Source organism: Streptomyces sp. NBC_01317 (assembly GCF_035961655.1).
GTDB lineage: Bacteria > Actinomycetota > Actinomycetes > Streptomycetales > Streptomycetaceae > Streptomyces.
Genome location: NZ_CP108393.1, coordinates 7137451 through 7150492, shown reverse-complemented (window position 1 = coordinate 7150492; position 13042 = coordinate 7137451). Strand labels below are relative to the sequence as shown.

Here is a 13042-nt window from a genome sequence, read left to right as displayed (position 1 = left end):
ATCAAAAGCACCCACCCGCCCCCGAGGCACCCCAAGGCCCCTGCACTACAGTTAAGGCCTGCCTAACCTAAGGATGTTGACGTGGAGAGAGTTCGGTGACCCGGGCGAAAGCCCCTCGTGCGGTGCTGCTCGTGGCACTGCCCGGCGCCGCCCTTCTCACTTTGTGCCTGCTGTCGATCGCGTTCGGGGCGCTGAGCGTTCCGCTCGGCCAGGTCGTGGAGACCCTGTTCGGCCACGCGCCCAGCGCGCGGATCGACAGCGTCATCTGGTCGGTACGGATACCCCGTACCGCGCTCGGTCTGGCGGCCGGAGCCGCCCTCGGGCTGTCGGGCTGCCTGATGCAGGCCCTGACCCGCAATCCGCTGGCCGACCCGGGCGTGCTCGGGGTCAGCGCGGGCGCGGCCTTCGCCATCGCGGTCTCCGTCGGGGTGTTCGGCCTCGGGTCGGTCTACGGCTACATCTGGTTCGCCTTCGCCGGGGCGCTGTTCGCGAGTGTGCTGGTGTATCTGCTGGGCGGGCTCGGGCGATCCGGTACGACACCGGTCAAACTCGCCCTCGCCGGGGTCGCGATCACCTCGCTGCTCTCCTCGCTGACCAGCGCCGTCGTCCTCACCGACGCGGACGCGCTGAACCGCTTCCGCTTCTGGGAGGCGGGCTCCCTCGCCAACCAGAACGGCGACACGCTCGTCCGGGTGCTGCCGTTCCTCGCGGTGGGCGCCGTCCTCGCCCTCGCCTCCGCGCCCGCGCTCAACAGCCTTGCCCTGGGCGACGACGTGGCGGCCTCCCTGGGACTGCGGCTGGGGCTGATACGGATCCAGGGCGTGATCGCCGTGACCCTGCTCACGGGCGGGGCGGTGGCCGTCATCGGCCCGGTGGTCTTCGTCGGACTGGTCGTCCCGCACGTGGCGCGCATCCTCACCCAGGCGGCCGGCATCGGCCCCGACCACCGGTGGCTGCTGCCGCTGTCGGCGGTGCTCGCGCCCTGTCTGCTGCTCCTCGCCGACATCGCCGGACGTCTGATCGCGCGCCCGGTGGAGATCCAGGCCGGCATCCTGGTCGCCTTCATCGGCGGCCCGTTCTTCATCGCGATGGTCCGCCGCCGACGACTCGCGGAGCTGTGAACATGACCGGTCCGCTGCCCACCCGTACCCCGGCCGCCGTCACCGCGCCCGCGCCGATTCCGCGCCGTACCGCCGGCCGTGTCCCGTTCCGGCTGGCCTTTCCCCCCGTCTCCGGGGTGGTACGGCCCCGGCTGGTGGCGGTCTGCGCCGGCCTCGCCGTCGCCACCTTCCTGGTGTTCTGCTGGGGCATGTCCGTGGGGGAGATTCCCCTCGGCCTGTCCGACGTGGTGCGGGCCGTGCTGGGCACGGGCGATCCCGGCACCCAGCTGATCGTCCAGGAACTCCGGCTGCCGCGCGCGACCACCGGGCTGCTCGTCGGGATCGCCTTCGGGATCTCCGGCGCGCTCTTCCAGACCATGACGCTCAATCCGCTGGCCAGCCCCGACATGATCGGCATCACCCAGGGCGCGGGCGCGGCGGTCGTCGCGGGTCTCGTCCTCGGCTGGGACGCGGGGTTGAGCACCCAATCGCTGGGTCTGGCGGGCGCGTTGGCCGCAGCCCTGCTCGTGTACGTCCTGGCGTGGAAGCGCGGGACCACCGGATACCGGATCGTGCTCGTCGGGATCGGCATCTCCTGGATCTGCACCAGCGTCACGGACTATCTGATGGCCCGCGGCGGGCAGTTCCAGGCGCAGGCCTCGCTCGGCTGGCTCGTGGGGAACCTCAACGGCCGCGGCTGGAACGAGGTCAGGCCGCTCGCCGTCGCGATGGCCGTGCTCGTCCCGGTCTCGCTCCTGCTCGGCCGCCGGCTGCGCACCCTGCAACTGGGCGACGACGTGGCCAAGGGCCTCGGCACCGCCGTGCAGCCGGTCCGGCTGGCCACCCTGCTCACCGGCGTCGGGCTGGTGGCGTTCGGTACGGCGGCGGCGGGGCCGGTCGCGTTTGTCGCGCTGGCCGCGCCGCAGGTCGCCCAGCGGCTGGCCCGTACCGCCTGGCCCCCGCCGGTGGCCGCCGGTCTGACCGGCGCGCTGATGGTGCTGGCCGCGGACCTGGCCGCGCGGGAGCTGATCCCCGATACGGAACTTCCCGTCGGCGTGGTCACCGGGGTGCTCGGCGCGCCGGTGCTGCTCTGGCTGCTCGTCCGCGCCAATCGTGTCGGCTCAGGAGGCTGAACCCATGTCATCGAAGTCCGTGCCCGACACCGACCCGGCGGCCATGCCGACGCCGACGCCCACCGACGCCCCTGTCACCGACTCCGGTCCCGGCCCCGACCTGCGGGCCGAGGGGGTACGGCTCGCGTACGACAACCGGGTCGTGGTCGACCACCTGGACGTGGCGATCCCGCCCGGCCGGGTGACGGCGATCGTCGGGGCCAACGCGTGCGGCAAGTCGACCCTGTTGCGGGCGCTGGCCCGGCTGCTGTCGCCGCGCGAGGGTACGGTCCGGCTCGACGGCCGCTCCCTCCACGCCATCCCGACGCGGGAGTTGGCCCAGCGGCTCGGCATCCTGCCCCAGGGCCCGGTGGCGCCGGAGGGCCTGACGGTCATCGACCTGGTGGGGCGCGGCCGTTCACCGCACCAGACGTGGTGGCGGCAGTGGTCCCAGGGCGACGAGAAGGCCGTGCACGACGCGCTGCGCGCGACCGCCATGACGGACCTGGCGGACCGTCCGGTCGACGAACTCTCCGGCGGCCAGCGCCAACGCGCCTGGATCGCCATGGCGGTGGCCCAGGGCACGCCGGTGCTGCTGCTGGACGAGCCGACGACGTATCTCGACCTGGCGCACCAGATCGACGTCCTGGACCTGATCACGGATCTCAACCGGCACGAGAACCGCACGATCGTGATGGTGCTGCACGACCTCAACCAGGCCTGCCGGTACGCGGATCACGTCATCGCCATGAAGTCCGGCGCGATCGTGGCCGAGGGGCCGCCGGCCGAGGTCATCACGGCGAAGACGGTGGAGGAGGTCTTCGGCCTGCGCTGCCAGGTCGCGGAGGACCCCGTCAGCGGCACCCCGATGATCATCCCCATGAGCCGCCACCACGAGCCCGCGCTGCCGTGACAACGCGCTGGACGGGCCCGTCACGGCCCGTCCAGCGATCGGTCCGCTTTCTCTAGGCGCCCGCGTCCGGCAGGACCGTCGTGCCGGAAGCCCCTGGGTCCAGCAGGCCCGCCCACAGCGCGTGGTGCACCCGGCCGTCCAGGACGCGGGCCGTGGCGACCCCCGCCCGTACCGCCGTGCGGCACGCCTCCATCTTCGGGAGCATTCCCCCGTCCAGGCCGGGCAGCAGGGGGTCCAGGTCTCCCGCCGTGAGGCGCTCCACGACGCGGTCGCTGTGCGGCCAGTGCGCGTACAGGCCCGGCACGTCCGTCAGGACGACCAGCGTCTCCGCCTCCAGCGCCGCCGCGATCGCGCCCGCCGCCGTGTCGGCGTTGACGTTGTAGACCTCGCCCCCCTCGCCGCGCGCGACCGGCGAGACGACCGGGATGTGGCCGTGGTCCAACAGGACTTGTACGGCCGCCGTGTCGACCTTGGTGATGTTCCCCACCATGCCGAGGTCGACCGGCTCGCCCGCCACCCGCGCGTAGTGCTTCTCCGCCGTCAGGGTGTGCGCGTCCTCGCCGGTGAGCCCGACCGCGTACGGGCCGTGCTCGTTGAGCAGGCCGACCAGTTCGCGCTGGACCTTCCCGGAGAGCACCATCCGTACGACGTCCATCGCCTCCGGCGTCGTCACGCGCAGCCCCGCCTCGAAGCGGGACTCCAGCCCGTGCCGGGCCAGTTGGGCGCTGATCTGCGGGCCGCCGCCGTGCACGACGACGGGTTTCACCCCGGCCAGGCGCAGGGCGACGACGTCGTGGGCGAACGCGCGCTTGAGCGCGTCGTCCACCATCGCGTTCCCGCCGAACTTGACGACGACGATCCGGCCGCGCAGCCGCTCCAGCGCGTCCGTACCGGCATCGGCCGGCGCGAGGACCCCGCTCACGGACGGGCGGTCAGGTAGCCGCCCATGGTGCGGAAGTAGTCCGTGGCCGCGTGCTCGACGCCGTCCTCGGTACGGACCCGCTTGATCACCAGGCCCTTGCTCCGGCCGAAGCGTGCCTCCGTACCCGCCACGATGACCACCCCGTCGCCCTCGCGGATGAAGATCCGGCCGGGGGTGCCTCCGTAGTTGGCCTGCGAGAGCGCCGCCGAGACGATCCGTATCCGCTCGCCGCGGTGGTAGGTGAAGGCGTTGGGGTACGGGTCCGACTGGGCGCGTACCAGCCGCTCCAGGTCCTCGGCGGGCCAGGTCCAGTCGATCCGGCTGTCCTCGACCGAGCGCTTGTGGAAGAAGCTGGCCCGGCTCCGGTCCTGCGGGACCCACTCCGCGGTGCCCGACTCGATCCGGTCGAGGGAGGCCCGCACGATCGGCCCGATGAGGTCGACCGTACGGTGGAAGAGGTCGGTGGCCGTGTCGGTGGGGCCGACCGGGACGGAACGCTGGAACACGACGTCCCCGGCGTCCAGTTCGCCGTCCATCCGGTGCGCGGTGACGCCGACCTCCCGCTCGCCGTTGATCAGCGCCCAGATCAGCGGCGAGAAGCCCGCGTACGAAGGCAGCAGCGAGTCATGGACGTTGAGCGTGCCGTGCGGCGGCAGGTCGAAGATCTCCGGCGGCAGCCACGTACGCCAGTTGTTGGCGACGATGATGTCCGGCGCCGCCTCGCGCAGCGTCCTGAGCAGCTCCTCGTCGTCGGGGCGGTTGCGCAGCAGCACCGGTACGCCGTGCTTCTCGGCGAGTTCGGCCACCGAGTCGTCCCAGATCTTCTCGTAGACGTGGTCGCTCTTGGGGTGGGTCACCACCAGGACCACGTCGTGAGTGGAGTCGAGCAGCGCTTGGAGCGTGCGATGACCCCAGGTCTGGTAGCCGAACATGACGACCCGCATGGTGAATCCTCCTCAGACATTGCAAGGTAAGGCTAACCTTATCTAACATGTGCCTGCTTAGGGAGGCGATGACGCGGTGAACCCACTGCACAGTGAGCCGGGCTCGGTCCAGGACATCCATGACGTACTGGGCATCGGATTCGGGCCGTCGAACCTGGCGCTCGCGATAGCGATCCAGGAGCACAACGCACGAGTCCCCGACGACGAACGGATACGGGCCGGTTTTCTGGAGAAGCAACCGCGTTTCGGCTGGCACCGGGGCATGCTCATCGACGACGCCACGATGCAGGTCTCGTTCCTCAAGGACCTGGTCACGATGCGGGACCCGACGAGCGACTTCAGCTTCCTGTCGTACCTGCGGGAGCAGGGCAGGCTGGTGGACTTCCTCAACCAGAAGACGCTGTTCCCCCTCCGTATCGAGTTCCACGACTACTTCGAGTGGGCCGCCGCCCGCGTGGACGACGTGGTGGAGTACGGCTCCGAGGTCGTCTCCGTGGACCCGGTGACGGTGGACGGCGAGGTGCGCTGGTTCGACGTGACCAGCCGCGACCCCGGGGACCCGGAGGGGCGGATCGTGCGCCGGGCGCGCAATCTGGTGGTCGCCACGGGCCTGGAGCCGCATCTGCCGCCCGGGACCGTGCTGTCGGACCAGGTGTGGCACAACAGCCAACTCATACCCCGGGTGGCGGAGTTGGCGCGCAGCGGCAAGCAGGTGCGCCGGGCCGTGGTGCTGGGCGCCGGGCAGAGCGCCGCGGAGGCGGTCGACTATCTGCACCGCAGCTTCCCGGAGGCCGAGGTCTGCTCCGTCTTCTCCAAGTACGGCTACACCCCCGCCGACGACAGCCCCTTCGCCAACCGGATCTTCGACCCGGAGGCCGTCGACATCTACTACCACGCGCCGCGCGGCGTGAAGCGGTCGCTCTTCGACTACCACCGGGGCACCAACTACTCGGTGGTGGACATGGATCTGATCGAGGCCCTCTCCCGGACCATGTACCAGGAGAAGGTCCAGGGCCGGGAGCGGCTGCGGATGCTGAACGTCTCGCGCATCCGTGAGGTCGAACCGCGCGGGGACCAGCTGGACATCACCGTGGAGTACCTGCCGACCGGGGAGCGGGAGGTGCTCACCGCGGACGTCCTCGTCCACGGGACGGGGTACCGGCCGCAGGATCTCGGCGAGCGCCTGGGCGGCGTCGGCAAGCTGTGCCTGCGCGACGACGAGGACGCGCTCCTCGTGGGGCGTGACCACCGCGTCGTCACGGCCGCGAACGTGAGCGCCGGGATCTATCTCCAGGGCGGCACGGAGCACACCCACGGGATCACCTCGACCCTGCTGTCGAACACGGCGGTACGGGCCGGCGAGATCCACGAGGCGCTGCTCGCGGAGCGCGGGAGCCGGGAGCCCGCCCCGGTGAGGAGCGGCACCGTCTGAGGACGGTCCTGCGGGGGCCGGACGGCGGTGTACGGAACGTGGCTCCGGCGCAGGGGGCTGAGCCGGGGCCCGGAGGCGGCCCGGCGCCCCTACGGCCCCTGCGGCTCAGGCGGTCGGCAGCTCCGACTGCTCCCGCAGCCGCTCCAGGGCGACCAGCGCCACGTCGTCCTCCAGCCGGCCTTCGACGTGCTCCAGCAGATCCTTGACCAGGCGCTGGAGCAGTTCGTCGGGGTCGCACCAGAGCAGGGCGTCGAAGCGCTCGTGCGCCGGGTAGAACGCGCCGGTGCTGTCCCGGGCCTCCAGCAGGCCGTCGGTGTGCAGGAGAAGCGTGTCCCCGGACTCCAGCGGGAAGCTGTCCAGTTGGTAGTCCTCGATGTCCCCCGCCAGGCCCAGCGGCGGCGCGGGGTGCGGCGAGCGCAGGAGCGTCGTGACCCCCCGGTGGGAGCGCAGGGGCGGCGGATGGCCGCAGCTGATCATCCGTACCACCGGGGCGTCGTCCGGGATCTCCAGGACCAGGGCGGTGATGAACCGCTCGCCGCTGTCCCGGTCGGTCTTGCCGACCTCCCGCAGATGCCGGCCCACGCTGCCCTCCAGCGAGGCCACCAGCTCCGGCAGGGTGGCGTCGCGGTGGGCGGCCTCCCGGAAGGCCCCCAGCACGGCCGCGGCGTCGTCCACCGCCGGCAGGCCGTTGCCCCGTACGTCCCCGATGATCAGGCGGACCGCGCCCGGGGTCCGCTCGGCGGCGTACAGGTCACCGCCGATCTGTGCCTGCGCGGCGGCCGAGCGGTAGACGGACGCGATCCGCAGGCGTCCGATCCGGCGGGGCAGGGGGCGCAGCACCGCGCGCTGGGCGGCGTCCGAGACGGATCTCACCTGGACCAGCGCCTTGAAGTCCAGGTCCCGCAGGCGCCAGAACAGCACGACCAGACCGCAGACGACCAGCAGGTCGATCAGGTGGATCGGCAGGATCGGTGAGTCCATGAGGCCGTCACGGATGTCGAGCGAGGCGGCGGCCACACACGCCAGGGCGGTGATGAGGGCCGTCCACCGGGGACCCACCAGCCCGGCGGTCAGCGCCGGCACCGCGACGAGCAGCGACGCCAGGTGGATGTCCATGGGGACCAGGAATCCGACCACCGTCACCGCGCACAGCACCGCCAGCGGCAGGACCGTGGGCGCCTGCCACAGCAGACGGAGCAGGAAGGCCTTCCCCGCCGTGGCTCCGGACCAGCGCGCCAGAGGGCCCGGGCGGGCACGCGTGGGGGTGGGAGTTGTCCGTTCTCTCAAAAGGGTGCCTCAAGCGGGGAGCGGGAGCGGGCCGGTCGCGGAACAGGGGTGTCGGGTGGGCTGTTTGTCCTGTTTTTGACCTGTCCAACTGTACGCATATCGCACAGAACATCCAGAGCCGTGTCCCGTCAGGCCGAACCCGGCTGGACGATGCCGGACTCGTACGCCAGGATCACCACCTGCGCGCGGTCCCGGGCACCGAGCTTGGCCATGGCCCGGTTGACGTGGGTCTTCACGGTGACCGGGCTGACGTACAGCTGGGCGGCGATGTCCTGGTTGGACAGCCCCCGTCCCACCCAGGTGACCACCTCCCGTTCGCGCGGGGTCAGCCCCGCCAGCCGCTCCGCCGCATCCGGGTTGGGCCGCTCGGTCTGCGCGAGGAAGCGGGAGATGACGCTCTTCGTGGCGGCGGGCGAGAGGAGCATGTCACCCGTGGCGATCACCCGGATCGCGTCGAGGAGTTCCTCGGGGTTGATGCCCTTGCCCAGGAAGCCGCTGGCCCCGGCCCGCAGGGCCTCCGCCACGTACTCGTCGTTCTCGAAGGTGGTCAGGATCAGCACCCGGACCCCCGCCAGATCCTCGTCCGCCATGATCAGCCGGGTCGCGTCGAGGCCACTCATGCCGGGCATGCGGATGTCCATCAGCACGACCTCCGCCTGGCTGCTGAGGGCCAGTGCGACCGCCTCACGGCCGTCGGACGCCTCGGCGACGACCTCCATGTCCGGCTCGGAGTCGATGAGCAGCCGGAACGTACCCCGCAGCAGCGCCTGGTCGTCGGCGAGCAGCACCCGGATCGTCATGCCCGGCCGCCACCGAGGAGGCGCACGCCGGTGATGAGGCAGGGGGCGGTGGGATCGGCGGGGCTCGGGATCCTGCCGGTGGGATCGGTGGGACCGGGCTCGGTGACGTCGGGCACCTGGGCGCTGTCCGCGGCGCCGAGGACCCTTACGGCCGGGGACGCGGCGGTCGCGGGCGCGGCCGCCCCGACGCTCAGCGGCAGTTCGGCCGTGACGCGGAACCCGGCCTCCGGCGCGGGCCGCGCGCCGGCCGTCACCGTGCCGCCCGCCGTCCGCGCCCGCTCGTGCATCCCGATGAGGCCGTACCCGATGCCGTTCCCCGTACCGGCGTCCCGTCCGTCGTCCTCGACGGTGATCCGCACCTGGGCCGCCGTGTAGTCGAGCCGCACCCGGGCGCGGGCCCGCCCGGCGTGCTTGTGGGTGTTGGTCAGGGCTTCCTGGATGATCCGGTACGCCGTGAGGTCGGCCGTCGCCGACAGCGTCCCCGGCTCCCCCGCGCACACCAGCTCCACCGGCAGCCCGGAGTGGCGGAACCGCTCCAGCAGGTCGTCCAGATCGGCCAGCCCCGGCGCGGGCTGCGTCGAGGGCGCCTCGCCGGGCTGGCGCAACAGGCCGACCGTGGCACGCAGTTCGTCCAGAGCCGACCGGCTGGTGTCCCGGATGCGTTCGAGGGCCGTGTACGCGTGCTCCGGGTCGGTGCGCATCAGATGATGGGCGACCCCGGCCTGGGCGTTGACCAGGGTGATGTGGTGGGCCACCACGTCGTGCAGCTCGCGGGCGATCCGTACCCGCTCCTCCGTCACCCGGCGCAGCGCGACCTCCTCACGCGTCCGCTCGGCGCGCTCGGCCCGTTCCGTCGCCGCCGCCAGGACCTCCCGGCGGCTGCGGACGCCGTCGCTGATGGCGACGGGCAGGCAGGTCCAGGGGAGCACACCGAGGTTCATCGGCAGGTTGTCCACCCCGGGCCGGGCGAACAGGGCGACGGCGGTCAGCGCGAGGACGACCGCCCCCGCGACCCGCCACGCGGTACGGCGGCCGGTGTGCGCGGCCATCACGTACAGCGCGATCACGGTCGCGGTGGGGTACGTCTTCTGGAAGTCCGGCTCGATCAGGAACAGCCGGGTCACGTCGAGGGCGGCGGTCACCAGCACGACGGGCACCGGCCAGCGGCTCCCGGCGAGCAGCGGCAGACAGGTCAGCACCACCAGGCCCGCCGGGACGGCGATGGCGGAGTCCGACGCCCTGAGCGCGACGCTGAGGGTGATCGACAGGAGCACGACGACGGTCCCGAGGGCCACCACGGCGTCGTGCAGCGCCGGGCGCGATCTGACCCGGCTCCACACCATGGGGATCACTCGTCCTCCTTCGCCGTACGGGACCCCGCCGCGGGCTCAGCGCCCGACCGGCACATCCTGCCTGTCGTCCCGGTCCTGCCGGTCCGCCGCCGTGTCCGGCACGTCGTCCGGTGTCCCCTCGATGGAGAGGTGCGGCAGCAGCTTGTCCAGCCAGCGCGGCAGCCACCAGTTGCGCGCGCCGAACAGATGCATCAGCGCGGGCACCACCACCATACGCACGAGCAGCACGTCCAGAAGAACGGCGAGCGCGAGACCCAGGCCGAACTCCGCGACGATCCGCTGGCCGCTGAACATGAAGGCCGCGAACACACACGCCATGATGACGGCGGCGGCCGTGATGATCCGTCCGGTCTCGGCCTGCCCGATCCGTACCGCCCGCGCGTTGTCCCGGCTCAGCGTCCATTCCTCGTGCATACGGCTGATCAGGAACACCTGATAGTCCATGGACAGACCGAACAGGATCGCGATCATCATGACCGGCGCGAACGCCTCCACCGGTCCCGCCGCCCCGGCGCCGAGCGCCTCGGACAGCCAGCCCCACTGGAAGGCCGCGACCACGGCGCCGAAGGCCACGCCCATGGTCAGCAGGTTCATCACCACACCGATCAGGGGGACCAGCACACTGCGGAACGCCACCATCATCAGCAGGCAGCCGAGGCTGACGATGATCACGATGAACAGCGGGAGTTTGGACACGATGACGTCGGAGAAGTCGACGCCGCTCGCCGTGCTGCCGCCCACGTAGACCTGGAGGTCGGTGTTCTGCTCCGCCCTCGGGACCACGGTGTCCCGCAGGTGTGTGATCAGGTCGGTGGTCTGCACGGACTGGGGCGAGGTGGTCGGGACGACCTGGATCGTGCCCACGTCCTGGCCGGGCGCCAGCGGCGGGGCCACCACCCGCGCGACGCCCTTCACGTCGGAGAGGTCGGCGGCCAGGGACTCCAGCGCCGTCTTGTCCTGGGCGTGCGGTGCCTGGGCCACCAGCAGGAGCGGTCCGTTGAAGCCGGGTCCGAAGCCGTCGGCCAGCAGGTCGTACGACTGACGGCTCGCGCTCGACGAGGGGTCGTTGCCCGCGTCCGCGCTGCCCAGCCGCAGGGAGAACACCGGCAGCGAGACGACGACCATCACGAGCAGGGCCAGCACCGCCTTGCCGCGCGGCTTCGCCAGGACGGCGGAGGCCCAGCGCCCCCAAACTCCTCGCTGCTCGTCGTGGACGGGGCCGTGTTCGCGCAGGGTCCGCCGCTGCTTGCGGCTCAGCACCCGGTGCCCCATGAGCCCGAGGAGGGCCGGGAGGAGGGTGATCGAGGCGAGGACGGTGAGGGCGACGGTGAGCGCGGAGGCGGCCGCCATGCCGTTGAGGAAGCCGATGCCCAGGGCGTACTGGCCCAGCAGGGCGACCACCACGGTCAGGCCCGCGAAGATCACCGCGCGCCCCGAGGTGTCCAGGGCCCGCGCCGCCGCGTCCTCGACGGAGGATCCGGCCATCAGCCCCTTGCGGTGCCGGTTGACGATGAACAGCGCGTAGTCGATGCCCACACCGAGCCCGACCAGGGCGGCCACGGTGGTCGCCACGTCCGGGATGGAGAGGGTGTGGCTGAGCACGCCGGTGCCCATGATGCCGGCGCCGACCCCGGCGACCGCGGTGAGGATGGGCAGGGCCGCCGCCCACAGCGAGCGGAAGATCAGCAGCATGATCAGCAGCGCCGCGATCACCCCGACGATCTCACTGGTGGGCTTGAGTTCGTTCTCGGCCGCCTTGAAGGCCTGCCCGCCGTACTGCACGTCGACCGTGTCCGTACGGGCCTGCTTCACGAGCGAGATGACGTGCTCGACCTGCGCCTTGTCCACGTCGTTCGCGGCCTTGTCCAGCGTCACCGCCGCGTACGCGGTCGCCCCGTCCTCGCTGATCTGTCCCGCGCCGCCCCGGGCGTACGGGCTGGTGACCGAGGCCACCCCGGGCGCCCTGGATATCTGGTCCAGCACCCCCGTGAGGTCCTGGCGCACCGCGCTGTCGGTCACCTTGCCGTCGGTGGTGTGCCACACGACGGTGTCCCGGTCGCCCGAGGCGGCCGGACTGTTCTTCTTCAGCAGGTCCAGGGCCTTGCTGGACTCGGTGCTCGGCGCGGACAGCGTCGTGCTGAACGCGCTGCCCACGCTGTTCGACACCGCGCCCAGTCCGACCAGCACCCCCAGCCAGATCAGTGCGGTCAGTAGCCGGTGCCGGTAGCACCAGCGGGCAAGGGCGGACATCGGTCCTCCAGGAACAACGTGCGGCTGAAACTGCGGAAAGCTGGGAAGGAGCTGCGCGGACGCAGCGGGGCGCCGGGCAGGCTCCGCGCCGAGCCCTCCTCGCGCCTGTCCCACACTTCCGCAGTACGGTCCGTACGTCGTCCTGCCACCGCAGGCGCCCCGCCTGCTGCGAACGCAGCAGACCACGCCCGTGCGGCGCTCGCGGCGGCCGAGGCCGCGCGGCACGCGGTCGCCGAGGTGAACGCGCTGCTCCGGGGCCGGCTGGTGGTGGGCATGGTCACCGCGTGCACCGTCCCCCGCTGTTCGACGCCCTGTCCTCCTTCCACCGGGACCACCCCGGGGTCGGGATCAGCCTGTTCGAGGACACCTCGGACCGCCTCACGGAACGGGTGCGCGGGGGTACGGCGGACCTCGCCCTGATCGGTACGGCCGACAGCTCACCCCCGGGCCTGGAGGCCCTGCCGATCGTGAGCGAACGGCTGATCGCGGCCGTGCCCCCGGGCCATCCGCTGACCGCGCGGGCGCGGGTCACCCTGGCCGACGTCAGCGCGTACGCGCTCGTCTGCCTGCCCGAAGGCACCGGCATCCGGGCGGTGTGGGACCGGGCCTGCGCGGCCGGGGGCGTCCGGCCGGACATCGCGCTCCAGGCCGGTGCGCCGAGCGCCGTCGCCGATCTGGCCTCGCGCGGGCTCGGGGTCGCCGTGCTGTCCGAGTCCATGGTCGTACGGGACGACGGGCTGGAGGCCCGCGTCATCGACGACATCGGGACGCGCGCGATGCTCGCCCTCGTCCACCGGACGGACGGGAGCGCCGCGCTCCGGGAGCTGCTGACGCACTGCCACCGCTCGTTCCTCCCGGCGGTGCGGGCCACCTCGGCGTGAAGCGGGGGAAATTGGCTGGAGGCACCCCGGTGGTGAAGGTCATCATGGC

Annotated in this window: 11 protein-coding genes; 5 read left to right on the top strand and 6 right to left on the bottom strand. The window is 72.0% G+C overall.

Features of this window, described 5'->3' with window-relative positions; translation table 11 throughout:
* Positions 1 to 95 precede the first annotated feature (95 nt).
* From OG349_RS31235 to OG349_RS31225, 3 genes are read left to right on the top strand one after another with little or no spacing between them, the layout of a single operon-like run.
* Positions 96 to 1121 (top strand): FecCD family ABC transporter permease, encoded by a 1026-nt coding sequence (locus OG349_RS31235; protein ID WP_327237770.1) that lies wholly within the window; start codon positions 96 to 98, stop codon positions 1119 to 1121.
* A gap of 2 nt (positions 1122 to 1123) precedes the next feature.
* Positions 1124 to 2233 (top strand): FecCD family ABC transporter permease, encoded by a 1110-nt coding sequence (locus OG349_RS31230; RefSeq protein ID WP_327237769.1) that lies wholly within the window; start codon positions 1124 to 1126, stop codon positions 2231 to 2233.
* Between the two features lie 43 nt (positions 2234 to 2276).
* Positions 2277 to 3125: an ABC transporter ATP-binding protein gene (locus OG349_RS31225; RefSeq protein WP_327238796.1), complete on the top strand. Its 849-nt coding sequence runs from the start codon at positions 2277 to 2279 to the stop codon at positions 3123 to 3125.
* A gap of 52 nt (positions 3126 to 3177) precedes the next feature.
* On the opposite strand, the gene argB is transcribed toward OG349_RS31225, so the two are convergent.
* Both argB and OG349_RS31215 read right to left on the bottom strand, forming a co-directional pair.
* Positions 3178 to 4047, bottom strand: coding sequence for an acetylglutamate kinase (argB, locus tag OG349_RS31220; RefSeq protein ID WP_327237768.1), 870 nt, complete (start codon positions 4045 to 4047; stop codon positions 3178 to 3180).
* Positions 4044 to 4991, bottom strand: a complete 948-nt coding sequence (locus OG349_RS31215; RefSeq protein ID WP_327237767.1) for a methionyl-tRNA formyltransferase — start codon at positions 4989 to 4991, stop codon at positions 4044 to 4046. Before OG349_RS31215 ends, argB begins: the two co-directional genes overlap by 4 nt.
* 76 nt (positions 4992 to 5067) lie before the next feature.
* On the opposite strand from OG349_RS31215, the gene OG349_RS31210 reads away from it, so the two are divergent.
* Positions 5068 to 6423, top strand: a complete 1356-nt coding sequence (locus OG349_RS31210; RefSeq protein ID WP_327237766.1) for a lysine N(6)-hydroxylase/L-ornithine N(5)-oxygenase family protein — start codon at positions 5068 to 5070, stop codon at positions 6421 to 6423.
* A 105-nt stretch (positions 6424 to 6528) separates the two neighbouring features.
* On the opposite strand, the gene OG349_RS31205 is transcribed toward OG349_RS31210, so the two are convergent.
* The 4 genes from OG349_RS31205 to OG349_RS31190 form a co-directional block, all read right to left on the bottom strand.
* Positions 6529 to 7710: a PP2C family protein-serine/threonine phosphatase gene (locus OG349_RS31205; RefSeq protein WP_327237765.1), complete on the bottom strand. Its 1182-nt coding sequence runs from the start codon at positions 7708 to 7710 to the stop codon at positions 6529 to 6531.
* 128 nt (positions 7711 to 7838) lie between these two features.
* The gene (locus OG349_RS31200; RefSeq protein ID WP_327237764.1) at positions 7839 to 8510 is read right to left on the bottom strand and encodes a response regulator transcription factor; all 672 of its coding nucleotides are present in this window, start codon (positions 8508 to 8510) and stop codon (positions 7839 to 7841) included.
* Positions 8507 to 9853, bottom strand: a complete 1347-nt coding sequence (locus tag OG349_RS31195; RefSeq protein ID WP_327238795.1) for a sensor histidine kinase — start codon at positions 9851 to 9853, stop codon at positions 8507 to 8509. Before OG349_RS31195 ends, OG349_RS31200 begins: the two co-directional genes overlap by 4 nt.
* 45 nt (positions 9854 to 9898) lie before the next feature.
* Positions 9899 to 12112, bottom strand: coding sequence for an MMPL family transporter (locus OG349_RS31190; protein WP_327237763.1), 2214 nt, complete (start codon positions 12110 to 12112; stop codon positions 9899 to 9901).
* Positions 12113 to 12396: 284 nt separating this feature from the next.
* Here OG349_RS31190 and OG349_RS31185 point away from each other — a divergent pair, with 284 nt between their 5' ends.
* Positions 12397 to 12993: a LysR substrate-binding domain-containing protein gene (locus OG349_RS31185; RefSeq protein ID WP_327237762.1), complete on the top strand. Its 597-nt coding sequence runs from the start codon at positions 12397 to 12399 to the stop codon at positions 12991 to 12993.
* Positions 12994 to 13042: the final 49 nt, after the last annotated feature.